The organism is Halodesulfovibrio sp. MK-HDV, from assembly GCF_009914765.1.
Taxonomy (GTDB): domain Bacteria; phylum Desulfobacterota; class Desulfovibrionia; order Desulfovibrionales; family Desulfovibrionaceae; genus Halodesulfovibrio.
In genome coordinates, this window is record NZ_WYDS01000011.1 from 1 (window position 1) to 25,963 (window position 25,963).

A 25,963-nucleotide genomic window follows, 5' to 3' on the forward strand; every position below is an offset into this window, starting at 1 on the left:
GGGGGACAGGCTGCTTCTTAACCTCTAAGGAAGGAGGAGCTGGTTTTGACTCTGCCATATTTCTGGCAGGCTGCTGCGGTTTCTCGCCAAAAGAAGGCTTTTCTGCATGTAATTTTTTATCGTGTTCAGCCTGATTAAGTTTTTCAGCCTGATTACTTTCATCAGACAGTTTTCGCTGTTCAGCTTCTTTATGCGCTTCAGCATCTTCAGCCTTCAATAGCTGCTCAATCTCATCCTGCATCGCAGCAACCATTTCAGACTCTACGTAATCGTCATCAATGGTTGTTTCTACGTGCATACTGTCGCCGGCAGCCTTCTTCAAAGAAGCTTCATTCGTAACTTTAGGCTTTGCTGCTACGCCCAGCTCATCTTCAACATTTTGTGCAACAGGTCTTTCTTCAACGCTTTCCACAATTACCTGATCTTCATCATGCAATATGCGAAATCTAAATTTAGTTTTACAACGTGGACATGTGGCAAGCTGTGCCTTGGACGGAATTGAACTCGCGTTTATGTTTCGAGCAAACTGACATTCAGGACATGTTATAAGCATGAACCAATCCTCTTAAAATCGGAAAATTCACACTCCAAAATTTGGAGCGCGACTGATTCTAACCAATAGCCTTGGCTGGTTGCAGAAAACTGCAACATAGTACTAAATAATACCCTGTAATTGTAAACTATACACTACAAAAGACACAAGGACGAGTACCAGAATTATCACAGGTGGAAGAACACGGGTATATGTTGTTCCGTGTGCACTTTTTAATCCTTTCACGATAATTATCAGCTTCAGCACACCGCCTACCAACGGGCCGACTATCGGAATAATTGAAAGAAGGTCCGCAGTCGCAGCATAGCATAGCACTCGAAGCGTTACGCCCATCCTGCCATTTGCTGCACCGGTTAGTTTAAGTGCCCCGTGGAGTACTGATCCTGTCACAAACAAATAAACTACAAGAATTAACGGGCTGACGAACATAATAGAAAACAGCTCATCAATAGAAAGTGATCCTGCAACTTCCGATGGAATAAGCGGGTTGCCGAAAACACTCTGCCAAACAGTTTCTACAAGCACTGACACAAGAGAGATAATGATAAAGTAACTGAACGGAATGGAGAATTTACCGTTCTTATTCATAATCTCAAAAAACAATGAGGGCTTAAGCAATACACCTTTTATGGTAGCTGAAATTGCGGGGAAAAAGCCCAATTCTTTTACTTCTGCCCATGGAACATCCTGCGGCATACCGTCCAGCGGCTGACCGTCGGTGTAGACCATGCGCAACGGGTCTTCTTGCTCTGAAGTAGACTGTGTTCCATCATTCTTCCAGAATTCGTCATCTGAAAATTCTTCCTGCTCAGGCGCATTGTCTCGGTGGACAGAAGGTGGATACAGATCTTCAGGGCGAACAGGACGCTGTGCTTCGTCAGAAGGCTCGTCCATGCTTGAAGTCTGAATAGACGCAGACGGCTTTGTCTGAGACTTTTCTGTGTCCTGACCTAAAACAAAGTCAGGTTCTTTCTCTTCGACCAAACGGAAACGAAATTTAGAACTGCATTTCGGACAGGTAGCGACAGTCAGATCAGACGAAACTGAGTCCGGATTTACATTACGAGTGTACCCGCACTCTGGACAACGGATTTCCATATTCTATCCTTATATAGTTACGCGACATCCGGCGGCAAAAATAAAAAAGCCGGAGTACTACAAAAATCAAAGGTGTGTGACCTGCATCAAAGCAATATACAAATTCTTACCTTAGGGAAAGAGTAGCCTGCATACGATAAAAAACACGGGGAAATTCACAGAAATAACAGGCAAAACTTTACTCCACTCCGTGCCATGTACAGCTTTTAAGCTGTACGCCAGAAAAATTGAGGCATACATTACAGCGGTAAACGTTCCCGTATACGGAAAAACACTTAAATACAGACACGGTGCAGCATAGCATACACACTGCATTGTTGCAGCATAAGATGCTTTTTTCCCACGCGCTACCCAAAGTAGAGTATGCAAAAAAGCAGCTAGCAGCACCAGTCCGATTGCATAAAATGGCATGAGAACAACCTGCTTCTGCATAATTGCAAGCGGTGTTTCCCACAATGAAAATGCAACAATGACGCTATACGGTCTAAAATAATCTTCTCCGAACATACCGACAAGGTTCCCAAGCCCGATTCGGACAAGCGGAATACTCATCAAAGTAAGAACAGCAAAAAAAAGAGCACGCAATGGTAAACTTTTTCTTTGTTGTGTGGAAAAAAACTTTGTGGGTCTCACATACGGATCTAGAATTGTAACTAGCATATATTTATGGAGTATTGTGTAAAAAAGACGTAGCACGACATGTGCTGGTACATATTGAATTTATGCGGTATACAGATTTTATATCAGTACTAATTACTACTAGCAAAGCTATTCCTTCAGTGGAAACACACGATTAAACAACTCTCTTCCGTACTTTCTTACTAATACCGTTATCTTTTGCTGAATGCAAAGACTGCCTTTCCTACTTTATTGGTTCCAAATTATACAAAAAAGTTTGATTGTATTTAAGACTTCGGAAATTCTTTGCCCTGTGCGAGGTAGTTTGGTAAGGAAAAGCTGCGTCGTTCGTTCGCTCTACGTTCACGCACCAGCAAAATTTTATACATGTTGTTAAAGAGGGGACCTTTCCCTTTTTTATTTTTTTATTGAGGTTCTTCGGATCTCTCATTGGGTCAGATGGCTTTACGCCTTCTCATATTATAAGGAGTCACAATGATAGGCATTTCAAAACTTTACTGTGGTCAGGTTGAACCTTCCGACGCGTTGCGTTACGGCAGGGACTCTGGCAAACTTCCTTCCCACCTGCTGCAGTTTTCAAAAGATAAAAAGCCTGTTGTCGTATGGAATATGACCCAGCGCTGTAACCTTAAATGTGTTCACTGTTACGCACATGCTGTCGATCCTGAAAAGCATGAAGACCTCATCAGCACAGACAAAGGTAAAGAGATCATTGACGATCTTGCTCAGTACGGCGCCCCTGTTATGCTGTTCTCCGGTGGCGAACCACTCGTTCGTAAGGACCTTGTAGAACTTGCAAAGCATGCAACCGACAAAGGTATGCGCGCTGTTATTTCTACCAACGGTACACTCATCACCAAAGAAAAAGCACGCGAACTTAAAGAAGTTGGTCTTTCCTACGTTGGTATCTCACTTGACGGTATGGAAGACGTACACAACAAGTTCCGCGGCGTTCCTAACGCTTTTAAAAAAAGCACTCGAAGGTATTGAGAACTGTAAAGCAGAAGGCCTCAAAGTAGGTTTGCGTCTCACTATCAACAAACAGAATGCTCCTGAAATTCCAAAAGTTTTCCAGCTTCTTAAAGATATGGAAATTCCACGTATCTGTCTGTACCACCTTGTGTACTCCGGTCGTGGTTCCGAAATCATTAAAGAAGACCTCGATCATCAGGCAACTCGTGACGTTGTTGACCTCATCATGGATGAGACCAGAAAACTTCATGAAGCAGGTCACCCTAAAGAAGTTCTTACCGTAGATAACCATGCTGACGGTCCATACGTATGGATGCGCATGATGCGTGAAGATCCTGCCCGTGCTAAAGAAGTCTTTGAACTGCTTCAGTTCAACGAAGGCAACAGCTCCGGTCGCGGTATCGGTTGCATCAGCTGGGACGGCAGTGTTCACCCTGACCAGTTCTGGAGAGAAAAAGTATTCGGTAACGTTCTCGAACGTCCGTTCTCCGAGATCTGGGATGACATGGACATCGAACTTCTTTCCAAAATGAAAGATAAAAAACAGCATGTTGGCGGACGCTGTGCTAAGTGTCGCTTCCTCAACATCTGTGGCGGTAACTTCCGTGCTCGTGCAGAAGCTGTTTACGGCGACGAGTGGGCACAGGATCCAGCGTGTTACCTCACCGACGACGAAATTCGTCCTGAGTAACAGCTCCCCCGCTAAACTATGATTCTACCGGCTCCCGCTGTTCCGCTCTGGAAGAGCGGGAGTCCTTTTATAACTAAGTTTCAGCAGCACAACCAGCCCTACCCTTGTAGCTCGCCGGTTCCATCAACTTCTTGTCACCTCTCCTGCTGAAACAGATACGAACCGATCCTTAACGATCAGGAGGATTCAATGGCTGACTTCTTCAGAGGACGACGTCTTCGCAGCACAGCGGCACTGCGTGCGCTTGTGTGCGAAAATCGTGTTACAGCGCAAGACCTGATTATGCCATATTTCATCGTGGATACTGACGAGTCATCATTCCGCAAAGAAATTTCTTCCATGCCGGGACAATTCCAACTTTCTTTGGACGAATTTGAAAAGCAACTTGCAGAAGCAGTTGCTGCCGGTCTTCGCTCCATCATTTTGTTTGGTATTCCTAAATGCAAAGATGCTACCGGTTCTGAAGGGTACGCAGATGACGGCATCGTACAGCGTGCTGTACGCCTTGCTAAATCCCGCCATCCAGAGCTTGTTGTCATCACTGACGTATGTCTTTGCGAATACACAGACCACGGCCATTGCGGCATTCTTCAGAAAAAGAACGATGACGTTACCGTTGCAAACGACTCCACACTAGAACTTCTTCAGCGTGTAGCTGTTTCTCATGCGAAAGCTGGTGCGGATATTGTTGCACCATCCGACATGATGGACGGACGCATTCAGGCACTGCGTGAAGCATTGGATGATGAAGGTTTCATTAACCTTCCGATAATGTCCTACGCTGTGAAATACTCATCCGCATTCTACGGTCCTTTCCGTGACGCTGCTGAGTCTACCCCGCAAAGCGGTGACCGCAAAAGTTACCAGATGGACCCTGCAAACAGCCGCGAAGCACTTCGCGAAGCAACAGCAGATGTTCTGGAAGAAGCAGATTTTCTCATGGTAAAACCGGCAGGCGCATATCTCGATATTATCCGTATGCTCCGTGACGGTTTTGATCTGCCGCTTGCCGCCTATCAGGTGAGTGGAGAATACTCCATGATCATGGCAGCAGCGCAGAATGACTGGATCGACCTTGACGCAGTTGGAATGGAATCACTTACTGCCATCAAACGCGCAGGCGCCGATCTCATCATCACCTATTTTGCCGAAGACTTTATTAAACGCGGACTGGTACAATAAACATGTCTGATAAAAAAGAATCTCTCTGCGGCTGTGCATCCAAAGATATTGGACGCATTGCCGATAAAGCACCACTTGGTCATATGCACGCTCACAAAGAAGCAATTCTTGATACAGGATTGCCTCCAAAGAACCGCCCTGCAGAAACAGAAAAGCCTGCCGGGCATCCAGAAATGCCAAAAGGCCATCCTGAGGGAATGCCTGCCGGACACCCGCACGGTAAAGCACCCGCTGTTCATCCTCATGGAAACGGTCTTACCGGCTCTATGGCGCGCACTCTTGAAGACGGCTCCCCTTCCTGCAAACTCATTGCATGGGAAGTAACCCGTTCTTGCAACCTTGCTTGCAAACACTGTCGTGCTGAAGCACATGAAGAACCATACCCGGGCGAACTTGATACCGATGAAGCAAAAGCACTGATCGACACCTTCCAGAGCGTTGGTAACCCGATCATCATCTTCACCGGTGGTGACCCTATGATGCGTTCCGATGTATATGAGCTTGTCGCGTATGCGACAGAAAAAGGTTTACGTTGTGTTATGTCTCCTAACGGCACTCTGATTACACCAGAAACTGCTCAAAAAATGAAAGAGTCCGGCGTGCAGCGCTGCTCTATCTCTATTGACGGTCCTGGTGCAGAATTCCATGACGATTTTCGTGGTGTCGAAGGCGCATTTGACATGTCTTTGCGCGGTATCGAATATCTGAAGGAAGCTGGAATTGAGTTTCAGATCAATACGACTGTAACCCGCCAGAACCTTCCATACTTCAAACAGATTTTTCAACTGTGCGAAGAGCTTGGTGCAGTTGCCTGGCACATCTTCCTGCTTGTTCCAACCGGACGCGCAGCGCAGATGGGTGCAGAAGTTATTACAGCAGAAGAGTACGAAGAAGTGCTCAACTGGTTCTACGACTTCCGCAAAACCACAAACATGCACCTCAAAGCAACCTGTGCTCCGCACTACTACCGCATCATGCGCCAGCGCGCTAAAGAAGAAGGTCTTGCTGTTAATGCTGAAAACTTCGGCATGGATGCATTCACCCGCGGTTGTCTGGGCGGCACCGGTTTCTGTTTTATTTCCCACACAGGTCAAGTTCAGCCATGCGGCTATCTAGAACTTGACTGTGGACAGGTAAAAAACACCCCGTTCCCAGAAATCTGGCGCAAGTCCGAACATTTCCGTCAGTTCCGTACTAAAGAAGAATACGACGGAAAATGCGGTGTATGTGAATACCACAACGTTTGCGGCGGCTGCCGTGCACGCGGGTATTCAATGAAAGGTTCACACATGGCGGAAGAGCCATTGTGCAGCTACACACCTCGCCGCCAAAAATAACACAGCCTGTAAACGCCCATATCATCGAGGTCGAAATGGATAAACAACTGGAATCTGCACTGAGCAGCACTGACCGAAAAGTTCTGACAATTATTCAATCCGGTTTTCCGATTGCTCCACGCCCGTATGAAGTTATTGGCGAGCAGGTAGGTATTACTGAAGCAGAGGCTCTGGCGACTGTTCGCTCATTAAAAGAACGAAGAATTATCAGACGCCTCGGCGCAAACTTTAATTCCAAGGGACTCGGCTGGCGCTCTACTTTGTGTGCAGCAAAAGTCCCAGCAGAACAGATTGAATCTTTTGTTGCAGAAGTTAACTCTCACACAGGCGTAACTCATAACTACCTGCGTGATCATGACTTCAACATTTGGTTTACTTTTATCGGCCCAAATTGGGAAACGGTAGTAGAAACCCTTGCAGCAATCACAGAAAAAACCGGTATCGAAGTTTTAAATCTGCCTGCAACAGAACTCTATAAGATTAAAGTTGATTTCAATTTGACGGAAAACGATTAGTCGTCACACTGCACCAACTTTTCTATATTACAAATGGCGCAACTACTAACAAATTATGTAGTTGCGCCATTTACTTATCTTTTCTCTGATAGTATAGAAGGCCATCCTATGCCTCATATTTCAAATCCATACTTTTTCATACTCTTACTGCTACTGTACACAGGCGTAGTGCTCTTTCTTGTGTTCTATTTATTAGTGCATAAAAAGCCTGCATGGATATACAAGTGGGCATGCAACAGAGTAGCAGCTTTCAAAGATTTTGGTAGATTCAGTCCACAGTTTCGGACGAAGCTCTATAGTTCCGGTGCGATCATAGCCATTCGCTTCAATCTTGAGACAGGGAGAGTAAGTGCTATTAACCAGACAGGTGCAGACTTACTCGGAATTACAAAGACCAATAATGAAGTGCATGGCAGCTTTAAACATGGAGAATTTCTTTCACATGAGTCCAGAAAAGGATTAGTAAAAGAACTTAATCTCCATAAGAGAGTTGAAAACTACCCTGCTACATGCGTTGTTAACAACGCACTTGTTAAAATACTCATTACTGCAGAAAAATATGAGAATGGTGATGTTGAAGCAATGGTCATCGACATCACAAAGCACTTCAACATCTATCAAAAAATCGAAGATCAATACCTTTTTCTACAAAATATACTTAACGCTTTGCCTGTTCCGGTATTTGTGCGCGACAAAAGCCATCAATACCCTTTCACCAACCAAGCATTTAACAATACGTTTGGTGATATAAACAGTGACTCCTCTAATAAGTATGCATTTCTGATTCCCCCCGACTTTGAAGAATCAGATGTTCCAACATCTGAGGACTCACAATATCAGGCATCGATTTCATCAAAGTTTCAGGCTGAATTTTCTACTGCCATGAGCACCGGAGTTCATCATTTTGAAGTCCGTAGACGCCCTTTGAAGAAAAAAAATGGACAAATATTCGGAGTAGTCGGAGTCGCAACAGACATCACACATCGCAAACGAATTGAACAAGATTTACGCGATACGACCAAGCGATATAAAAATTTATTTTGGAATGCGGCTGAAGGTATTACAACTGTGCAGCATGACGGTCGCCTTACAGAAGTAAACCCTGCAATGGCTTCGATTTGTGGATACGATTCACCTGAACAACTATTGGAAGAAGTTCATTTCGTCGATAAATTTTGGCGCTACCCTGAGCAACGTGCTGAATACTTGAAAATTGTTCTTGAAAACAAAACAGCAGTTGGTTTTGATTTTGAATTTGTTCGCAGAGATGGAACCATAGGCTGGATGACTATCAGCTCCAGTGGTAAATTTGATGAGCATGGCAATCTTGAATACATTGAAAATATTATTTCTGACATTACCCTGAAGAAACAATCTGAGCTTGAACTTACGCGTTGCGCAACAATCGACAGTACTACTGGGATCTGTAACAGAAATGCTTTAGAGGGACATTTAATAACCCTCCTCAACGCAAAACCTGCCACTCCATTTGCTGTAGTTTTTATTGATTTAAACAATTTCAAACCAGTAAATGACAACTACGGTCACTACACGGGTGACAAAGTTCTAGAAATTATCGCTCAGCGCCTTGTTGCCAACTGTCGTGAAACAGACTTTGCAGCCCGCCTCGGTGGCGATGAATTCATAGTTATTCTCAACGAAGTGAATAACAAAAAAACACTTAGTGGCATTACCGACACGCTGCTGGACATCATTAAAGAACCAATTCTTCTTGGTGGCATCACCCATGTTGTTTCTGCCAGCGCCGGAGTCAGCCAGTATCCGGCAGATGGTGACACAACCGCAGACTTACTTAAAGCTGCCGACGCATCCATGTACGACATGAAACGCTCAAGCAAAGCTAGCAAGATCAATAATCAGCTAGAACTCCTCGCTAACAGCTAGCAAACGACAGTTTGCATATCTGCCTCCAACGCACGATCCTCTGAGACAACCCCAGCATTCCGTTAAAGCGGTTTTCAGTGCTTGGTTGACTCCACCCTAGTCCTACATAGCTGATTACAAGCACACTCGCCTTCCTTATCGCTCCTTCATTGAATTCACACGTGCACCTGTCACGAAAGTAGACACACGCCTTTCGTATAAATCGTTGCGGTCAAAAAAACGTAAGAAGAATACAAAAAAAGCCCAACTGCGAACAGTTGGGCTTTCTTACTGGATGGATTTAAGCTGAGTTATGCTTAGAAACCAAATCCGCTGTCATCGTTACCGGAAGCGCCGAAACCGAAGTCATCCGGTACGGAACTGCCAGCTTCTTCAGCAGGAGCTTCTTCAGCAGGTGCCTCAGCACCGTCTGCTGCAACTACAGCTGCGCCAACAGGAAGAGATGCAATAGCATCCTTCACTGCGCGTGAAACGATATCTTTTACAGAAGATTCAACTTCTGTTTCGTTGATTGCAACTTTGCCGTCGAAAGTTTTGAGTTCTTTCTTAGCTTTTGCGAGATCAGTCTGGGCAGCTTCAAGCTTACCGGAAAGATCTTCAACTTTTTTAGTCAGATCAGCAGTCTGAGCTTTAAACGGCTCAAACTCAGCTACATTAGCCTGAAGGCCTTCTATTGCAGTAGCTTGCTCTGCAACGGTAGCTTTAGCGTCTGCTAATTTATCGAGAACGATAGAAATGCTTGCCATATCTGCAGCTGGAATCGGCTCAACGGAAACGTTGCTACCCAGCTTGGATGCCTGTTTCTTAGTCCATGCATCAAATGGTTCGCCTTCTTCGTAGCAACACTGCATGAAACGTGGTTCCATGCTGTAAAGCCAGCCTTTGGACATTGGTGCTACTACACCTTCTTCGTCAGCGCAAAGTTCGCGCTGTGTGAGGTAGCAAAGTAAATCAGAAACATCGGTGCCGCCTTTACCAGCGATCAAACCGAGGATTGTTTCCATTTTGAAAACTCTACGAGCTTCATCAGACATTGGGGCCTCCTATTATCAAGGAAAGATTTTTTCTTGTAATGGTCTTTTCTTGTTTTAAGAAGTGTGCCTGCCTAGACAGGCACATAGTCGTTTCTTATTGGCGTCCCATGTGACGTACATAGGTAAGCGCGATGGTACGGTACACAATATGGCCAAGCTTAGACCAAGGCAGGTACGCGAAGAGCATCCATACAGCTACCAGGTGGACGTAGTACACGGTGTACGCAATCTGGGGGATGGCGGCCAAGCGGAAGAGCTCGGATAACACGCCTGTCAGAGCGACTGCCCAGATGACATTCAACAAATACCAGTCGTAGTAATTAGACTTGGTTTTTTCCGGATCGTTACCGCGACGGTTATTGGTAAGGATAGCCATACCAACGATCAGAGCAATAGCACCAAGGTTAGCCAGAAGCTTAACAGGGTTAAGCAGGTTAAGCGGTGTATGCAAAAGATCAATCATCGGGATAAGTTTGCCGCCCCAGTGGGATACAGCAATCAATCCGGTAACTACCATCAGTGCAAGGAATGAGTAGAATACAAGCAGGTGACCGGTTTTACGGTCGGACTTGTCGTCCCCACAATCTTTGAACTTTTTATGTGTTGCTACTTCTTCAATAAGGACATCAATAAAGCATCTGAACATGGATTTTTGTTTACCAAGTACGAGTACTTCGCCTTCCGGCTTAAATGTTGCCAAGAGATTCCTGGCACCTTTGAAGAAGATTGCCACCATTCCGAAGAAGGTGATCATGAAAATAGGGTCAATGGTGAAATCACCAGGGAAAAGCTTGCCGTAAACAATCTCACCTTCTGGGAAGAAGGAACCAATCTGCCCTGCACGAATGAACCAAATTACGGCCCAAAGGATTGCAGGAATGGCAATAAGGTTAATCAGGTATTTAGGGCTGGAAAGCCATGTACCGATTATAGGCATCGGATTGATGCGCTTGTATGCCATGTTACGCAGAGCTGCGAGAAGATCGCCCGGTTTTGCACCACGTGGACACATGTCTGAACATGTACCGCAGTTGTGACAAAGCCAGATATCAGGGTTATTCAGAAGCTTATCTTTAAGCCCCCACGAAGCCCATACCATCTCCTTACGTGGATAAGGATTGCTTGCTGGAGAGATGGGGCAGGCTACGCTGCATGTGGCGCACTGGTAGCACTTTTTCAGCGAGTCCCCACCAACAGCTTGCAACTCTTTTACAAACTGGAGATCAGGTTCGATTCTTTGAGCCATTTTCCATCTCCTCCTAGTAGCCCTTGAATGGGTTAGGACCTTTCTCGAAGACCATGTCCATAAAGCCGTCAATCATGCCTGGTACTTTATCGTACTCGTCAATTGCAACTTCATACTGTTCTACGCGGTCAGGTTCAACACCAAGGCGTTCCAGAGTTTCAGCGATGTTTTCTTTACGGCGATTACAAATCTCAGAGCCTTTCACAAAGTGGCACTGGTAATCATCACCGTATTTACAACCGAGCAGCATAACGCCGTCAATACCCTTAGACATTGCATCAGCAACCCAGATGGCGTTAACAGAACCAAGACAACGTACTGGAATAATACGTACGTATGGGCTCCATGACTTACCACGAATTGCAGCCATATCAAGTGCAGGGTATGCGTCGTTTTCACATGCAAGGATCAGAACACGAGGTCCGCCAACTTCCATGTCATCCGGTACATCAATTTCACGGATCATAGAACCGATCTGATCGACACTGTAGTTATCAAAGGAGATAACACGTTCCGGACAAGCACCCATACAGGTACCACAGCGGCGACAGCGGCTGAAGTTAGGAAGCGGAGTACCTTTTTCATCATCATCCAGAGCGCCGAACGGACACTCTTCGGTGCAACGCTTACACTGTGTACAACGAACAAAGTTGAATACAGGGTAGCTAAGGTCACCAGAACGAGGATGAACAGACACACCATGGTTCGCTGCTTCAACACACTGAATAGCTTTCATGGTAGCGCCAATTGCGTCTTCTTCTACAGCGTCCATCATCATTGGCTGACGAACACAACCTGCAGCGTAAACGCCGGTACGACGAGTTTCATATGGGAAGCAGATGTAGTTAGAATCTGCAAAACCGTCGAAGAGATCAAGATCCGGGAATGCTGGACCCTGACGGTATTCAAAGTTCATTACTGGATCTTTTGCAGTAGCAGGAACAATACCGGTAGGAAGAACAACCATGTCTACTGGAATTTCTACGTCTTCACCCATAAGGGTGTTGCCAGCAGAAACTAAGAGAGAGCCGCCTTCTTCAGTAATGCCTTTGATATCAGCCTTGGACATCATGATGCCAAGACGATCCTGCGCTGCTTTGTAGTAACGCTCATGAATACCGGGAACTACCATGGAATCGTACAAAACGTATGCACGTGCATCTTCATGCGCATCGCAAAGGTAGTTTGCATGCTTAAGAGCAATCATTGAGTTTACGTAGCTGGAGTAAGCAAGGTGACGTACAGATTCTAAATCATCATGCACGTACCCTTCTGGCTTCTCTTCATCAGAATCAGCTGTTTCTTCAGCTTCTTCTGGTGCTGCGTAAATGTCGCCGCCTGTTACATTTTCGGTATTAACGATAAATGCAACACGCTTTGCGTCAAGTTTGCCGTCTCGAGCAAGCAGTTCATATTCAGCAGAAGTAACAACATTCGGCATGCTACCGTAACCCAAAGGAGCGAGCAGTTCGTTATCCATTGGCTTCCAGCCAGCAGCAAGAACAACTGCACCAATACTGTATTCCTGACCTGCAACCTGTGCAGTGTACTGACCAGGAGTACCAGCGAGTTTTTCGACAGTAGCGTTAAGTACTACCTTAACATTCTCGTGGGCTGTTACTTCTTCAATTTTTGCTTCAAGACCAGTGTCGTGAGCTTCTTCATACGGGAATGTAAGTGGAACAGTTTTAAGCATGTTCAGCGCTTTACCGCCGAGTTGTGCATCTTTTTCCACAAGAATTACATTGTAACCGTAATCAGCAGCCTGTTTTGCTGCAGTAAGACCTGCCCAACCACCACCGAGAACGAGGATAGTTTTAACAGATTCAAACTCAGGTGGCGCTGGAACTGATGTTTTCTGAAGCTTAACTATACCCATGGTTACGTAATCTTTCGCCATGGCCATAAGAAGTTCAGGAGCAGTACCGCCAGCAGCAGGGATGGTTCCATCCGGGTTCTTATACGTCATTGCACATTGTTCGCGCAGGTTAATGCGCTCCACAAGAACGTTTTCAAACTCGTAGATGTCCCAGTCTACACGAGGGGAAGAACCACAAATTGCGATTCCGTCCAACTCATGCTCGACAATGTCTTTTTTAATTTCTTCACGTGCACTTGATGCAGCAAGTACAGGAAAAATTTTTACGACAGGGCAGGCATCGCCAAACTTTTTCGATACGCCAGTGCTCAGCTCTTCAGCATCAATGATGCCGAGTGCGGACTGGTCAAAATATACGCCAATTTTTTCGGCCATTCTACCTACCTCCCACGAACCGTCTGGATTGCTTTGAGCGCAGCGCTAGTACCAGACTGAGCAGTACGCATAACATCCAGAGGTTTTTGAGCACAACCAGCAGAGAAGATGCCTTTGGCTTCGCCATCAACAACAAAGCCTTCTTCGTCAAGTGTAACCCCAAACGGGTTAGCTTCGCCTGCAAGGCTAGGCTGCATACCGGTAGCAAGAACTACCATGTCATGACGGATTTTAGCTTTGTGGCCTTTTACAGCATCTTCAACTTCTACAATGACATCACCTGTTGCAGCATCTTCTTCTACACCAGCAACTTTACCTTTAACGAGATGTAATTTCTCATCGGCAATAGCTTTGCGCATAAACTTGTCATAACGACCAGGAGTACGCATATCGATGTAGTAGATAGTAACGTCAGCATCTGGGTACTGTTCACGAACATAGAGAGCCTGTTTAAGCGAAGCCATACAGCAGATGTACGAACAGAAGCCTAAGTGGTTCTGGTCACGGGAGCCTGCACACTGCACGAATGCGATCTTATCAGGTGCTTTACCGTCGGTAGGACGGAAAATAGAACCGCTGGTAGGACCGTTAGGAGATGCAAGGCGTTCCATCTGCATGTTGGAAATACAGTTAGTAATCTGACCTGCGCCAAGGCTGGTAAGGTTGGTAACATCATAAGGTTTCCAACCGGTAGCAAGAATGATGCTGCCAACAGAGAGTTCGATCTCTTTTGGAGCTTCATTAAGATCACACGATTCAGAAGCACCGACTTTAATAGCGTCAGCACTGCTCAATTTTTTTGGTTCCAGAACAAAACGGTTCGGGAATGCAAAAGGTGTGTCCATGTAAAGTGGTTTTCGGGTTGCGAGCCCAAGGTTAAACTCATCAGCTACTTCACCTTCAAGAGACGAAGCGAGTTCACCAAGGTCAGCACTGCTCGGAGCAGTACAGCGAGGAGCGATAGAAACTTTAACAGTAAAGTTTCCAGTTTCACCTTCAACAGAATCCACAGTTGCCATTGTTAAAAACTTAACATTTGGATTCTTTTTAATACGCTGGAACTGAATCTCCAATCCACAGGATGGAGGGCAGAGCTTTGGAAAATATTTATTCAGCTGTGCCACTCTGCCGCCGAGAAATGGAGATTTCTCAACGATGTACACTTCGTAGCCGAGCTCAGCAGCTTCAAGAGCGGCAGTAAGGCCGCTGAATCCGCCTCCGACGACGAGTATGGAGTTCGACATTTAGCAATCCTCCCTACAATTGTTTCAGGCCTATAGTCAAAACGGCCTAAGCTAAGACAACAAGTTGAGAGCACTTACTGTCTCAGCTTAGACCGAATTGATAAGGGAAGAAAAAAGGGGCGATTGCGGTGTCCCGCAACCGCCCCGGACGTTCAGTGAGAAGCTCTACAGATTATGCAGTAGGAATGATCTGGTAGTAAGGCTTCTTGTAGATGGTGGTTTCACCAGTCTTAGGATCGTATTTGGAGTTACAGAAGCACTTCCATTTTTCGTCATCGAGGCCCATGAAGTCAGCACGGTAGTAGAAACCAGGGTAACGAGTTTCTGTACGGAAAGAGATGTGCTGCATGTGCAGACGTACGGTCCAGAGACGATGGTAGTTTTCCCAGCAACGGAGAAGTTCGTGAAGGTCACGAGCAGCCAGTTTGAGGGAATCTTCTTCGAGCATATCAAGAAGGTGGAAACCAGTCTTGAGAGCTGCTTCAGAAGTGGTGTAGTATGTGCTACAACCGCCACCGTATTCGTCAGTTGCTTTAACCAGGCGCATCATGAAGTTCTTAGGAGAGATGTACTCTGGGTTAACAACAGGGTCTGTGGATACGTCTTTACCAGCCATGTAGTTGTCGAATGGACGATAGATCAGCTTAGCGAGATCTTTAGAGTCTTCAGCAACTGCAGGTTTGTAATCTTTGTGATCGATGCACCAGCGTACCATCTGTTTACCACAAATACGGCCTTCAGCGTAAGAACCAGAGGAGAACTTGTGACCAGATGCACCAACACCGTCAGCACAAGTCCAGAGGCCCATAACGGAAGTCATACGGTTGTATACTTTGCCGTTAGCTGCGCGAATTTTGTAGTCTTCAGGAACCCATTCTTCATCTGGACCGGAAGCCCAGATACCACAGCAACCGGAGTGGGAGCCGAGGAGGTAAGGTTCGGTAGGCATGATTTCAGAACCAGTTTCTTCAGGCTGAATATTCATTGAAGCCCAAAGGTTAGCCTGGCCAACACACATATCGAGGAAATCTTCCCATGCTTCAGACTCAAGATGCTTCTGTTCTGCAGGGCTAAGAGTTTCGAATGTGGTCTGAAGTGCAGTCTTGGTATCCATGTAAATTGGACCACGACCTTCACGCATTTCACGGAGCATCATGTGGTTACGCAGACATGTTGGGATAACATGGCCTTTAGCGTAGCCGCGATCTTCGTAAGGCTTCAGCATAGCACGGTTAGTTTCACAGTAATCTTCGCCGCGGAAGTTAGTTGCTTTCGCTTTAAAGAGAAGGAACCATGCGCCAACCGGACCGTAGCCGTCTTTAAAACGAGCTGGTACGAAGCGGTTTTCCATCATGGTCATTTCTGCGCCAACCTGAGCACACATGGTGTATGTGGAACCTGCGTTCCATACAGGGTACCATGCACGACCCATGCCTTCACCAGTTGAACGAGGTTTGTATACGTTAACTGCGCCACCACATGCTACAACCATAGCATTGGAACGGTAAACGTGTACTTCGTTCTCACGAAGGTTGAAGCCAACTGCGCCAGCAATGCGGTTTTCTTCGGTAGCATCAAGAAGAAGCTTAACGATGAAAATACGTTCCTGGATGCGTTCTTCACCAAGTGCGTTTTTAGCAGCTTCAGCAACGATGCATTTGTATGCTTCACCGTTAATCATCATCTGCCAGCGACCGGAGCGAACTGGGGAATCACCGTTACGGAGAGACTTGCCAGCAGCTTTAGCAGCAGCACCATCAAGGTTCTTTTCGTTCTCGTCTTTAATCCAGCAAGGCAAGCCCCACTCTTCAAAGAGGTGAACAGAGTCATCAACGTGACGACCAAGGTCAAAGATAAGGTCTTCACGTACGAGACCCATGAGGTCAGTACGAACCATTCGAACGTAGTCGTCTGCTGAGTTATCACCAAGGTAGGTGTTAATTGCAGAAAGACCCTGTGCTACAGCACCGGAACGTTCGAGAGCAGCTTTATCAATGAGCAGAATTTTCAGCTCAGGTGCGTATTTTTCAGCCCAACGTACGGCTTCAAATGCTGCACCACAGTTACCCATACCACCGCCAACCATGAGGATATCTAAGTCATGTTCTACGATTGCAGGTTCTGCGATCGCAACGCCTCGTGGTTGTTCCTTTGTGGGAATCATCGGCATGATAATATCTCCTTAGGAATAAATTCCGTAAAAATTAAACCGCAGAGGCCTTTTTGACCATTGTGATGCCAGCTTCTGCAACTTCAAACTTCTGACCCATAGCTTCGATTGGAGCAACGAGATCTGCTTCAGTAAAGAGCAATTCGTTATCGAGATCAGTTGGCTCCGGCTTACCTTCGAAAGGCTTAATAGAGCCTTCAGGAGTAGTACGGATTGGGAATTTGAAGCGTTTTACATTACCGTTACGGAACTTAACGGTCCACATGATAGAATCAGCGGAACGCATTGGGATACAAGTGCCACCTAGAGGTGCAAAGTCAGCATATGGACGTGCTGTAATTGCGCCCTGAGGACAAATTTTAACACAGGAGTAGCATTCCCAGCATGCTTCAGGCTCCTGGTTGAAGGCCTTCATTTCATCTGCATCGAGAATCATGAGGTCGTTGGGGCAGATGTACATGCAAGCGGTTTTCTCGCCACCTTTGCAGCCATCACATTTGGACGGGTCTACATATGTCGGCATACCTAATCCTCCAACACAACGATTGAGAGTTTACCTAAAAAGCTTTTTTCCCACGATGGGGTCCACCACTCGATGGAGTCGATAAAGCAGGAAATCGTTCCTGCCTCATTCAGGCTCCACCGAATCAGGGGGAGACAGCGACGCGGGCGCTTTCCGTGTCGCTTGTGAAAGTTCTAACAAAGCTTTGGAGAGAAGGTCAAGCATCTTGTGCACTTTTTTCACAAAGACTTTGTCTTTTCTCTTAAATAACTGTTTTCACTATCACTTTTTCAAGAACAACAATTCTTGCCCTGTTGAGCTTTTCCTATTGGACGCCTAACATTTACAATTATTGGCAGGATGTTGCAAGCAATTCAGGCAGAACTTTATACTTTTTTTCACTTACTCATTTTCAGAGCCTATACAAACTACAAGATTGTGTTGCAATTCTAACTGTTTAATTAGATTCAATTACATATTTGTCACCTTTACTGCTTGTTCGCTCATTCACAATGCCCGCTCAGTTTTGGCATTATAATGCCTTTGTGAAAATATGCACATTAGATTTGCCCCCTCTGACCATCAGCCCTCCTAACTATATATAAAGGAGCTAACTACATTCCACCAGCTTCCATTTTGTTTTATAAAACGCACCGTCTCTATTCTTATGATACATTCCTTCAAACAAGAATTTTTGCAAGAAAGCCCGATTTCCACTTGCGACTCTAGCAGTTTCAGGCTAGGGGAACGCCACACCCACAAAGTAAGGCTACATTCTAATGAAAAAAAATATGACCCTTGTTGAAGAAATTTCTGAACTTGATCTTGAGCTTTTGAAACTGCTGGCTCGTCGATCAAAGCTTATTAGTAAAACTCGCCGTCGCAAAAAAGAAGGCGCGGGTACTGATTCTATTTCAAACGAAAAGCGAATTCGTCTGGCATGGGAAGAGTCTGCTTGCAAATTCAGCAAAGACCCTCGCCTCGCACACCAGATGTTTACTTTGCTTCAGGATATTGAATTTATCTCCCGTGACGATGCGGATGACCAGAACACTTTCGGTCTTGCACCTAACACACAGCCTGTGAAGATTGACATTCCTGGCCCGGCTGCACTGAACGCTACCCAGATCTGGATTGCACTTGCCGCTGCTAACGGCGTTGAATGCAACCTTACTGGTATTTCTACTGCTCATCCTATTTCTGACATCGTTAAAGGATTCAACCAGGCTGGCGCACGTCTCAGCTGGAAAGGTAACGATCTTTTCTGTAAAGAGTCTAAAGGACTCGACTTCGCAGATAAGGTTATCTTTGCTGGCAACAGTGAATTTAACGTTTACCTTCTTACACTTCAGGCTGTTGCCAAGCACGGCACACTCAAGCTGACAGGCGGCTCTACCCTTAAAGATGCTGATCTTTCTGCGTTCCGCAACTTCCTGACTCAGCTTGGCGCACGCATCGCACACGTTGTACCTCGTTCAAACGGCTTACCAGTTCGTCTCGAGTGCTCCGGTGTTCTCCCTGAAACTGTTGTTATCCCGGAAAACCTTCCTGAAGAAGCAATAGTTGCTACATTAGTAGCTGCAGCCACATGGGGTGCAAAAATTTCTCTCGATCTTTCACAGAACGAAGCTGCAGCAAACGCTCTTGCGATTGTTACTCCTATCTTCGAATCTGCTGGCATCGCATACGAAGTTGAAGGTACCAACTGTGTAGTTCTTCCTGAAGAACCAGATTTCCCTGTATACCCAGCAATCACCATGGATCCAAAAATCTGTGCAAGCATTCTCGCTTACCCTGCATTTGTAGGCGGCAAAGTTGCATTGCACGGCACATGGCCTACCGACACTGCTGAAGGTGACGCTGTTGTTGCATTGCTTAAATCCGTAGGATTGACTGTTGCAATTAAGCCGGACAGCATCGTAACAGTCAAACCGGAACGTGGTCACACCACTGACCCGATTGACATGCAGAACCTTCCTGCAGGCTACTTCCCGCTCGCTTTAGCACTTACCTGCATTAAAGCAGTTGTAGCGAAAAGCCCTGTACAGATTCCTGCAGCTCCTGCTGGCACTTCCGTTGAAGTTATCGAAAGCTTTGTGGCACAAGCCAACATGCTTCTTGAAGATAATAAAGTACATCCAAATGCAGACGTTCCTCACGCTAAAGTGTGGACCAGCCCTGATGCTTTCTGGACTATGGCACTCGGACAGCTTGCGTTCATGAATCGCCCGCTCCATCTTGCCAACCCAGGCAGCATTACAGACCTGATGCCTACATTCTGGATGTTCTACAACACACTTCCAGAACCAACTATGGTTCGTAAGCCTAGGGAGGAAATGGATGGGGACAAACCAAGAAGACGCAGAGTCTTTACAGACGGCGACCCGAAAAACGAAGAACGCCAGCCAAGAGAGCGAGACAATAACTCCAGAGATGGCGGCTTCTCAAGAGATAGAGACCGTGGCTCCAGAGACGGTGGCTTCTCTCGAGACAGAGACAACAACTCAAGAGACCGGGGCTACTCCCGTGACAGAGACGGCGGTTCCAGAGATGGTGGCTACTCAAGAGATAGAAACAACAGCTCCAGAGATGGCGGCGGCTTCTCAAGAGATAGAGACAACAACTCCAGAGACCGAGATCGCAACTCCAGAGATGGTCAGTCTAGAGATAGAAAAAGATATTAAGCAATTCGATAACGAGCTAAAAGCTATCGAAGACGCTTTTCGCGAATTAATCGCAACAGAAGATCCTGCAAAAGGCATCTTCCACGCCAGCGAGATTCATGAAAACCGTCAGCAAAAAAGCATTGCAGAAGTCAACCGACAGTTTGCAGTGAACAAAAGGAACAGAATCCGGTTGGAAGCTGAGCCATTTTAAGAATAAAAAACGCCGCACTAATTAGTGCGGCGTTTTTTTGTCTTCCAAAACTGGACACTTGTCTCAAGATTGCCTATCAATTTGCTGATTAACAATTTAGTAATTATTGACGCATTTCATACGAGGTATCTCATGCAAATTCTTTCTTCTCAAATTACAGGGTTCATGGAAAACTCTTCATGGATCAGAAAAATGTTTGAATCCGGCATTGCCCTTAAAAAGCAATACGGTACAGATGCAGTATGCGACTTCAGTCTTGGCAATCCAGATGTTCCGGCTCCGGCAATGATCGGTGACATTCTTAACGATCTCGCTAAAGAAACCTCCACTCCGTTTACCTTTGGCTATATGCCAAACGGCGGCTTCCCATGGGCGCGTCAGATTATTGCTGATCTGGTCAAGAAAGAACAAGATGTTGAAATAACTGCTGACGACGCAATACTCACTTGCGGTGCAGCCGGTGCTATGAACGCATTCTTCCGCGCCGTTATGGAACCGGGTGATGAAGTTCTTGCTGTTGCGCCTTTCTTTGTTGAGTACGGTTTCTACACTTCAAACCATCAGGCAACGTTCCGCACAGTCATGTCCAAACCGGACACTTTTGAACTGGACGTTGACGCCATCGATGCCGCGATCACTCCTAACACTCGCGCTATCATTATAAACTCGCCGAACAACCCTACCGGCGCGGTATATACAAAAGAAGAACTCGAAGCTCTTGCCGCAGTGCTGGAAAAGCACAACAAAGCAACCAGTCGTCCAATCTTTCTTATTTCTGACGAGCCATACCGATTTCTCGCTTTTGACGGCGTAGATGTTCCAAGCATCCTGCCGTTGTATGACTACGCGGTAGTTATGTCTTCCTTCTCTAAAAACCTCTCCATGGCAGGCGAACGGGTCGGCTACATTGCTGTCACCCCACGCATGGAAGCAAGACAGGAACTCATCAACGGCCTCATGCTTACAAACCGCATCCTTGGCTTTGTAAACCCGCCTGTTGTTGGCCAGCACATGCTCAAGGCTGCACTCGAAGCTCAGGTTGATCCTGCAATCTACGAGAAGCGTCGTGACGCGATGGCTAAAGTCCTCAAAGAAGCAGGATACGACTTCCATCTTCCAAAAGGTGCATTTTACTTCTTCCCTAAAGCACCTGGTGGTGACGACGTGGCATTCTGCAGCCGCCTTATGGAAGAAAAAATCCTTGCCGTTCCGGGTACCGGATTCGGTGGCCCTGGCTACTTCCGACTTACTTTCTGTGTAGAAGAAGAAGTTATCAACCGATCCGCAGACGGTTTTAAACGCGCTATCGACAGCATGGCGTAACACGCTGAAACGCAATAAGGGTGTGGAACTTTAGTTCCACACCCTTTTTTTATTCTCAACAATTCATCGACAAAAAGCATTAAATAACTGAATTTTAAAAATAATAAGCATATGTTTTTTCAAACATCCAGACTGGCAAAGCCGTCATCAAACGAATTCAGGGGAGTGATGCACCATGCAGATTGATATGCATTATTACGGAACATACACCTTGGCACGAGTCGCAGGACTTGATCAGGAAACTGCTGAACTCATAGCGACCGCTTCCCAATTTGTTGATGACAACACTTCCGTCTCCACTATTCGCTTTTCAGATGGTGGACAGATGACCACAGCCGCTACCGGACACCATTTTGAACATACCGAAAATATATCTTCCAACGCGCAACGAAATATCTGGATTCCATTTCACTTCCTGCCAGGAGCGTACGGAGATACTTTTAGCGAACGAATTATCTGTAAAAAGAACAGTGCGACAGCAGCGGAAATGACAGAAAACCATCTCCGCCTCTCACACAAGCCTTTTTCTCCATTGCTTATAGGGATTGCAGCTCACGTCATTGCGGACACATTCTCTCATTTCAACTTTTCCGGTGCGAGTTCACGTAGAAACAGTATCGACCAAGCATCCATAACAGTACTGGAACCTCAAAATGAAGATACCGCCCTTGCCGAAGAGCGGATGCGATTCTTCGAACGCTTTAAATACGTCCGCCCTAATATCCGAACGATTCCAGAAGAAGAGTTGATGGGTACACTGGGACACGGGGCAGCCGCATCGTATCCTGACCTCCCCTATCTTGCATGGTCATACAACACAGAAGAAGCCCCTGCCCAAACCATACGTCGTCATAATCAAGATGACTTTATGGAAGCCGCAGAAATGCTCTATTCCCTGTTTGTACGGTTTGCTGACCAAAGACCGGATCTAGCAGAATCACCGCCAGTACCGTTCGATTCGATACAGGATTCACTTGCTATCATTTTCGCAAGCCCCGGCAACAAGCACCAACGTTCCGGTTTCTGGCAATTTGCTATGGCTCAAGGAGTATTCTTAGAAGGTCGGCAGGAAGAAATCCCACCTTACAAAGGACAGATGTGGAAGAACAGCTGTGAAGAGCTTGCCAGCTGCCCGGACTGCGCCCTCATTACAGAGATGGATATTTTTAAATTCTATCAAGCTGCATCTATACATAGAACTTATGTATTGCAGGAGTTACTGCCAGCACATGATATCAGCGTGCATTAGCTGAGCAGCTCTAAATCACAGTTATGTCCCTCACAGCTGAGGACAAAAAATCCATATACGCATCAAGCGACATACCTAAAAAGGATATGGTGTAGTCCGTGTGGCTATCGGCACCAATCGAAAAGCACAGTGAATGCTCTCCGCCTGCCCCCACGCTTTCTATTGGATGATTGTCCAATAGAGTCTCCATTGTTTCCGTTTCTAACACCGACTCTATTCGAAGAGAGTCGGCTCCAAGTTCGAACTTCTCGACGACTACAAAACTCCCTGCCCAGGATTTATCTGCATGAAGGGTGAGATCAACATCTCCCCAACTGCAATCAAGCAAATCCATTGTAATGTCATCATCTGGCAAAGAGGTTTGAAGCGAATCACGTTGGTCATCCGGCTCCTCCCCTGATCTATTCCTGGTACCTGGGGCTCCATTCTCAAGAACTCTCCCTGATGACTTATCCATTGGCTCAAGAACAACCGGAACACCTATTTCTATAGGCTCCCCATCATAATAATTAATCAGATCATCATCACCAGTGTCCAACCTCTCGCCGCCAAGAATTCCCTCCACCGTTCTAAAATCATACGTAAATGAATCATCTTTTATCTGAGTAGCACCTGTGTCGTTTTGCACTTCAGCAAAATAATGATTTTCTGTTGAGGAAGAGATTTCAGAGAACTGACAGCCATCATTAAAGGAAGGTTGATCCACATACTGGTGATAATGATTAAAATCAGAAAGAGGACTTGGTTGAAATTCAGTGACCACGTCCGTGTCTATTTCTGAACCTATACCTGCTCCCCGCAAGGAACCAGTGCTCAAGGTGCTAAGAACTTGCTCCACAAAGCAATCAAAAGGATCGTCTGGAGTCAATTCGTGGAAAAGATCAGAAAAAAAAGTCGCACTTTGTTCTCCAAAGTGCGTCAGGCTATCAAAAAAAAGGGAAGATGGTTCATCAACCCCTAAGATGTCTTCTCTATGTACGAAGCTGAGTGGCATGAGACGCGAGAGATCATCACCCATCATATCTTCAGTAAAGCATGTTGAAACGCAACCATCCTTTTCTATTGCTGGCTGCGCGCCCTGCTCATGTATGGCAGGTTCTGCTTCCTGCTCAGAATTCTTTACCTCTATATTTTCACCGTCAGAAATGATTTCATTTTTTGTTTCTCTACTCTCTAACCGTTGCATCAGCACTCGACGAATAACTGAGGGGGTACGAAGTAAATACATATTTCGACATTAATCCTTTCGATCGACAATAAAGAGACCTACGAGCCTAGGGCTATATTTATTCTGCATCACCCAAGGTTCATATTATAACCTGTCGAATCTGACTAAAAGACTCAACAAAGCTATCTGCAAAACATTTTGAATGCGGGAAGCTATCGGCAAAGCGGTTACAACTATCCAAAACTAAACACTATTTATCTATAATTGTTGGCAAATTGCATGCACTGCAAAATGCTTACTTTCCTTTCATAGTGAAATAAAGTACACCTCGCTTGCCGGTTAAGGCGCTTGGGCCTCTGCCTTTCTAAACTTGACTTATTTCGTAATCTCACTTAACGAACCATCTCTTATGTCTATCTTGCGGAGCGCTGATGTTTGAGACCTTATCTGACAGATTAAACGGTGTATTTGAAAAGTTCAGTGGTCAAAAGACCTTGAACGAAGAAAACGTACAGGCTGGCCTGAGAGAAGTGCGCCTTGCACTGCTCGAAGCAGACGTTAACTTTAAAGTTGTTAAAGAATTTGTTGCCCGTGTTGGTGATAAATGTCTTGGTCTCGATGTACTAAAAGGTCTCGACCCTGCTCAGCAGGTAATCAAGATTGTACATGACGAGCTGGTTGAGCTGCTTGGTGGCGACACCACAGACTTAGACCTTACAGGCTCAAAACCGGCAGTCATTATGATGGTCGGTTTGCAGGGTTCCGGTAAAACTACCTCCTCTGCAAAGCTTGCAAACGTGTTGCGCAAGCAGAACAAAAAGCCGTTCCTTGTTCCGGCTGACGTTTACCGTCCGGCTGCTATTGACCAGTTGCAAACACTGGGAAAACAGCTCGGTATTCCTGTGTTCAACTCATCTCCGGATATGAATCCGGTAGATATCGCATCTGCTGCTCTTGCTGAAGCTAAAGAGCAAGATTACGATGTTGTACTCATCGATACCGCTGGTCGTCTGCATATCGACGAACAATTGATGGAAGAACTTGCGACTATTAAGCGTAATGTTTCTCCACAAGAAATTTTGTTCGTAGCTGATGCTATGACCGGTCAGGACGCTGTAACTGTTGCAACCTCGTTCAACGAGCAGCTTGAAATTTCCGGTGTAGTGCTCACCAAAATGGACGGTGACGCGCGCGGTGGTGCCGCACTTTCCATTAAATCCGTTACTGGCAAATCCGTTAAATTTGTCGGTATGGGTGAAAAACTTTCTGAGATGGAAACTTTCCATCCAGACCGTATTGCAGGTCGCATTCTTGGAATGGGCGATGTGCTTACGCTCGTTGAAAAGGCGCAAGCTGAAGTAAGCGAAAAAGAAGCCGAAGAAATGGCTCGCAAGATGCAGAAAGCGGAATTCGACTTCGAAGATTTCCGCACTCAGATGCGCCGGATGAAAAAAATCGGCTCACTGGACAGCATCTTAAAAATGATTCCGGGCATGGGCGCGCTCAAGAACAAACTTGGTGACCTTAATGTTCCGGAAAGCGAACTGAATCGTGTTGAGGCAATTATCAACTCAATGACGAATCAGGAGCGCCGCAGTCCGCAGCTCATCAATCAGAGCCGCAAAGAGCGTATTGCTAAAGGTTGTGGTCTTAAACTCAAAGACGTTAACGACCTTATCAAAAACTTTACGCAAATGCGTCAAATGATGAAACAAATGATGGGTGGCGGTAAGGGCAAGAAAGGCAAATTCCCTAAACTCCCAGGAATGGGCGGTTTAGGTGGCGGCGAAATGCCTGATATGAATGCCCTTGGCGGTATGGGCGGTATGCCTGGCATGGGTGGTTTACCTGGTATGGGTGGCCTCCCAGGCATGGACGGTTTTCCGGGAATGGGAGCGGATGATTCCTCCACCCCTTCCAAAAAGGAACTCCAGAAAAAGCGTGACGCCCGCAAAAAAGAAAAGAAAAAGAAAAAACAGGGTCGTAAGAAGAAATAATTACGCT

Annotated in this window: 19 protein-coding genes and 1 pseudogene; 10 read left to right on the forward strand and 10 right to left on the reverse strand. The window is 46.0% G+C overall.

The features are described 5' to 3' along the window. The 3 genes from MKHDV_RS09870 to MKHDV_RS09880 all read right to left on the reverse strand — a co-directional run. Positions 1-553 (reverse strand): zinc-ribbon domain-containing protein (locus MKHDV_RS09870; RefSeq protein WP_174239236.1); only part of this gene is annotated, 553 nt, incomplete at its 3' end. Between the two features lie 102 nt (positions 554-655). After that, positions 656-1,651, reverse strand: a complete 996-nt coding sequence (locus tag MKHDV_RS09875; protein ID WP_160714804.1) for a YIP1 family protein — start codon at positions 1,649-1,651, stop codon at positions 656-658. A gap of 111 nt (positions 1,652-1,762) precedes the next feature. Further along, positions 1,763-2,236, reverse strand: a complete 474-nt coding sequence (locus tag MKHDV_RS09880) for a hypothetical protein (RefSeq protein WP_160714806.1) — start codon at positions 2,234-2,236, stop codon at positions 1,763-1,765. Positions 2,237-2,764: 528 nt separating this feature from the next. On the opposite strand from MKHDV_RS09880, the pseudogene ahbC reads away from it, so the two are divergent. From ahbC to MKHDV_RS09905, 5 genes and pseudogenes are all read left to right on the forward strand, one after another. Beyond that, positions 2,765-3,953 (forward strand): annotated as a pseudogene (ahbC, locus tag MKHDV_RS09885) (12,18-didecarboxysiroheme deacetylase). A 189-nt stretch (positions 3,954-4,142) separates the two neighbouring features. Next, on the forward strand, positions 4,143-5,135 hold the full coding sequence (gene hemB, locus MKHDV_RS09890; RefSeq protein ID WP_160714808.1) for a porphobilinogen synthase: 993 nt from the start codon (positions 4,143-4,145) through the stop codon (positions 5,133-5,135). Between the two features lie 173 nt (positions 5,136-5,308). After that, positions 5,309-6,472 carry a heme b synthase gene (gene ahbD / locus MKHDV_RS09895; protein ID WP_162859855.1) on the forward strand — a complete coding sequence of 388 codons (1,164 nt, stop codon included), beginning with the start codon at positions 5,309-5,311 and terminating at the stop codon, positions 6,470-6,472. Between the two features lie 35 nt (positions 6,473-6,507). Beyond that, entirely contained in the window at positions 6,508-6,987 is a 480-nt protein-coding gene (locus tag MKHDV_RS09900) for a siroheme decarboxylase subunit alpha (RefSeq protein ID WP_160714810.1), read from the forward strand. Positions 6,988-7,095: 108 nt separating this feature from the next. After that, positions 7,096-8,892 carry a diguanylate cyclase domain-containing protein gene (locus MKHDV_RS09905; protein WP_160714812.1) on the forward strand — a complete coding sequence of 599 codons (1,797 nt, stop codon included), beginning with the start codon at positions 7,096-7,098 and terminating at the stop codon, positions 8,890-8,892. A gap of 296 nt (positions 8,893-9,188) precedes the next feature. On the opposite strand, the gene MKHDV_RS09910 is transcribed toward MKHDV_RS09905, so the two are convergent. The 6 genes from MKHDV_RS09910 to aprB form a co-directional block, all read right to left on the reverse strand. After that, positions 9,189-9,926, reverse strand: coding sequence for a hypothetical protein (locus tag MKHDV_RS09910; protein ID WP_160714814.1), 738 nt, complete (start codon positions 9,924-9,926; stop codon positions 9,189-9,191). A gap of 94 nt (positions 9,927-10,020) precedes the next feature. After that, positions 10,021-11,172: a quinone-interacting membrane-bound oxidoreductase complex subunit QmoC gene (gene qmoC, locus MKHDV_RS09915; RefSeq protein WP_160714816.1), complete on the reverse strand. Its 1,152-nt coding sequence runs from the start codon at positions 11,170-11,172 to the stop codon at positions 10,021-10,023. Positions 11,173-11,185: 13 nt separating this feature from the next. Further along, positions 11,186-13,426 carry a hydrogenase iron-sulfur subunit gene (locus MKHDV_RS09920; RefSeq protein ID WP_160714818.1) on the reverse strand — a complete coding sequence of 747 codons (2,241 nt, stop codon included), beginning with the start codon at positions 13,424-13,426 and terminating at the stop codon, positions 11,186-11,188. A gap of 5 nt (positions 13,427-13,431) precedes the next feature. Next, positions 13,432-14,670, reverse strand: coding sequence for a CoB--CoM heterodisulfide reductase iron-sulfur subunit A family protein (locus MKHDV_RS09925; protein ID WP_160714820.1), 1,239 nt, complete (start codon positions 14,668-14,670; stop codon positions 13,432-13,434). Between the two features lie 172 nt (positions 14,671-14,842). Then, complete coding sequence (aprA, locus tag MKHDV_RS09930) at positions 14,843-16,840, reverse strand: adenylyl-sulfate reductase subunit alpha (RefSeq protein WP_160714822.1); 1,998 nt, start codon at positions 16,838-16,840, stop codon at positions 14,843-14,845. Positions 16,841-16,874: 34 nt separating this feature from the next. Beyond that, a complete protein-coding gene (gene aprB / locus MKHDV_RS09935; RefSeq protein WP_160714824.1) occupies positions 16,875-17,363 on the reverse strand; it encodes an adenylyl-sulfate reductase subunit beta in 489 nt (162 codons plus the stop codon). A 758-nt stretch (positions 17,364-18,121) separates the two neighbouring features. Between aprB and MKHDV_RS09940 the strand changes: the two genes are divergently transcribed. From MKHDV_RS09940 to MKHDV_RS09955, 4 genes are all read left to right on the forward strand, one after another. Then, the gene (locus tag MKHDV_RS09940) at positions 18,122-20,026 is read left to right on the forward strand and encodes a 5-enolpyruvylshikimate-3-phosphate synthase (protein WP_160714826.1); all 1,905 of its coding nucleotides are present in this window, start codon (positions 18,122-18,124) and stop codon (positions 20,024-20,026) included. Beyond that, positions 19,995-20,219 (forward strand): hypothetical protein, encoded by a 225-nt coding sequence (locus MKHDV_RS09945; protein WP_160714828.1) that lies wholly within the window; start codon positions 19,995-19,997, stop codon positions 20,217-20,219. The genes MKHDV_RS09940 and MKHDV_RS09945 overlap by 32 nt, the downstream gene beginning before the upstream one ends. Before the next feature lie 132 nt (positions 20,220-20,351). Then, positions 20,352-21,542, forward strand: coding sequence for a pyridoxal phosphate-dependent aminotransferase (locus MKHDV_RS09950; RefSeq protein WP_160714830.1), 1,191 nt, complete (start codon positions 20,352-20,354; stop codon positions 21,540-21,542). Positions 21,543-21,717: 175 nt separating this feature from the next. After that, a complete protein-coding gene (locus tag MKHDV_RS09955) occupies positions 21,718-22,791 on the forward strand; it encodes a DUF6765 family protein (protein ID WP_160714832.1) in 1,074 nt (357 codons plus the stop codon). 10 nt (positions 22,792-22,801) lie between these two features. Here the strand turns inward: MKHDV_RS09955 and MKHDV_RS09960 are convergent, their stop codons facing one another. After that, positions 22,802-24,019 carry a hypothetical protein gene (locus MKHDV_RS09960; RefSeq protein WP_160714834.1) on the reverse strand — a complete coding sequence of 406 codons (1,218 nt, stop codon included), beginning with the start codon at positions 24,017-24,019 and terminating at the stop codon, positions 22,802-22,804. A 371-nt stretch (positions 24,020-24,390) separates the two neighbouring features. Between MKHDV_RS09960 and ffh the strand changes: the two genes are divergently transcribed. Next, positions 24,391-25,956 carry a signal recognition particle protein gene (ffh, locus tag MKHDV_RS09965; protein ID WP_160714836.1) on the forward strand — a complete coding sequence of 522 codons (1,566 nt, stop codon included), beginning with the start codon at positions 24,391-24,393 and terminating at the stop codon, positions 25,954-25,956. Positions 25,957-25,963: the final 7 nt, after the last annotated feature.

Excerpts from the sequence above, each read along its gene's own strand:
- MKHDV_RS09925 (WP_160714820.1), bottom strand. The coding sequence starts at position 14,670 with ATGTCGAACTCCATACTCGTCGTCGGAGGCGGATTCAGCGGCCTTACT.
- MKHDV_RS09900 (WP_160714810.1), top strand. The coding sequence starts at position 6,508 with ATGGATAAACAACTGGAATCTGCACTGAGCAGCACTGACCGAAAAGTT.
- ahbD (WP_162859855.1), top strand. The coding sequence starts at position 5,309 with ATGCCAAAAGGCCATCCTGAGGGAATGCCTGCCGGACACCCGCACGGT.
- ffh (WP_160714836.1), top strand. The coding sequence starts at position 24,391 with ATGTTTGAGACCTTATCTGACAGATTAAACGGTGTATTTGAAAAGTTC.
- qmoC (WP_160714816.1), bottom strand. The coding sequence starts at position 11,172 with ATGGCTCAAAGAATCGAACCTGATCTCCAGTTTGTAAAAGAGTTGCAA.
- MKHDV_RS09905 (WP_160714812.1), top strand. The coding sequence starts at position 7,096 with ATGCCTCATATTTCAAATCCATACTTTTTCATACTCTTACTGCTACTG.
- MKHDV_RS09950 (WP_160714830.1), top strand. The coding sequence starts at position 20,352 with ATGCAAATTCTTTCTTCTCAAATTACAGGGTTCATGGAAAACTCTTCA.
- MKHDV_RS09940 (WP_160714826.1), top strand. The coding sequence starts at position 18,122 with ATGAAAAAAAATATGACCCTTGTTGAAGAAATTTCTGAACTTGATCTT.
- MKHDV_RS09945 (WP_160714828.1), top strand. The coding sequence starts at position 19,995 with ATGGTCAGTCTAGAGATAGAAAAAGATATTAAGCAATTCGATAACGAG.
- MKHDV_RS09960 (WP_160714834.1), bottom strand. The coding sequence starts at position 24,019 with ATGTATTTACTTCGTACCCCCTCAGTTATTCGTCGAGTGCTGATGCAA.
- hemB (WP_160714808.1), top strand. The coding sequence starts at position 4,143 with ATGGCTGACTTCTTCAGAGGACGACGTCTTCGCAGCACAGCGGCACTG.
- MKHDV_RS09910 (WP_160714814.1), bottom strand. The coding sequence starts at position 9,926 with ATGTCTGATGAAGCTCGTAGAGTTTTCAAAATGGAAACAATCCTCGGT.
- MKHDV_RS09875 (WP_160714804.1), bottom strand. The coding sequence starts at position 1,651 with ATGGAAATCCGTTGTCCAGAGTGCGGGTACACTCGTAATGTAAATCCG.
- MKHDV_RS09955 (WP_160714832.1), top strand. The coding sequence starts at position 21,718 with ATGCAGATTGATATGCATTATTACGGAACATACACCTTGGCACGAGTC.
- aprB (WP_160714824.1), bottom strand. The coding sequence starts at position 17,363 with ATGCCGACATATGTAGACCCGTCCAAATGTGATGGCTGCAAAGGTGGC.
- aprA (WP_160714822.1), bottom strand. The coding sequence starts at position 16,840 with ATGCCGATGATTCCCACAAAGGAACAACCACGAGGCGTTGCGATCGCA.
- MKHDV_RS09920 (WP_160714818.1), bottom strand. The coding sequence starts at position 13,426 with ATGGCCGAAAAAATTGGCGTATATTTTGACCAGTCCGCACTCGGCATC.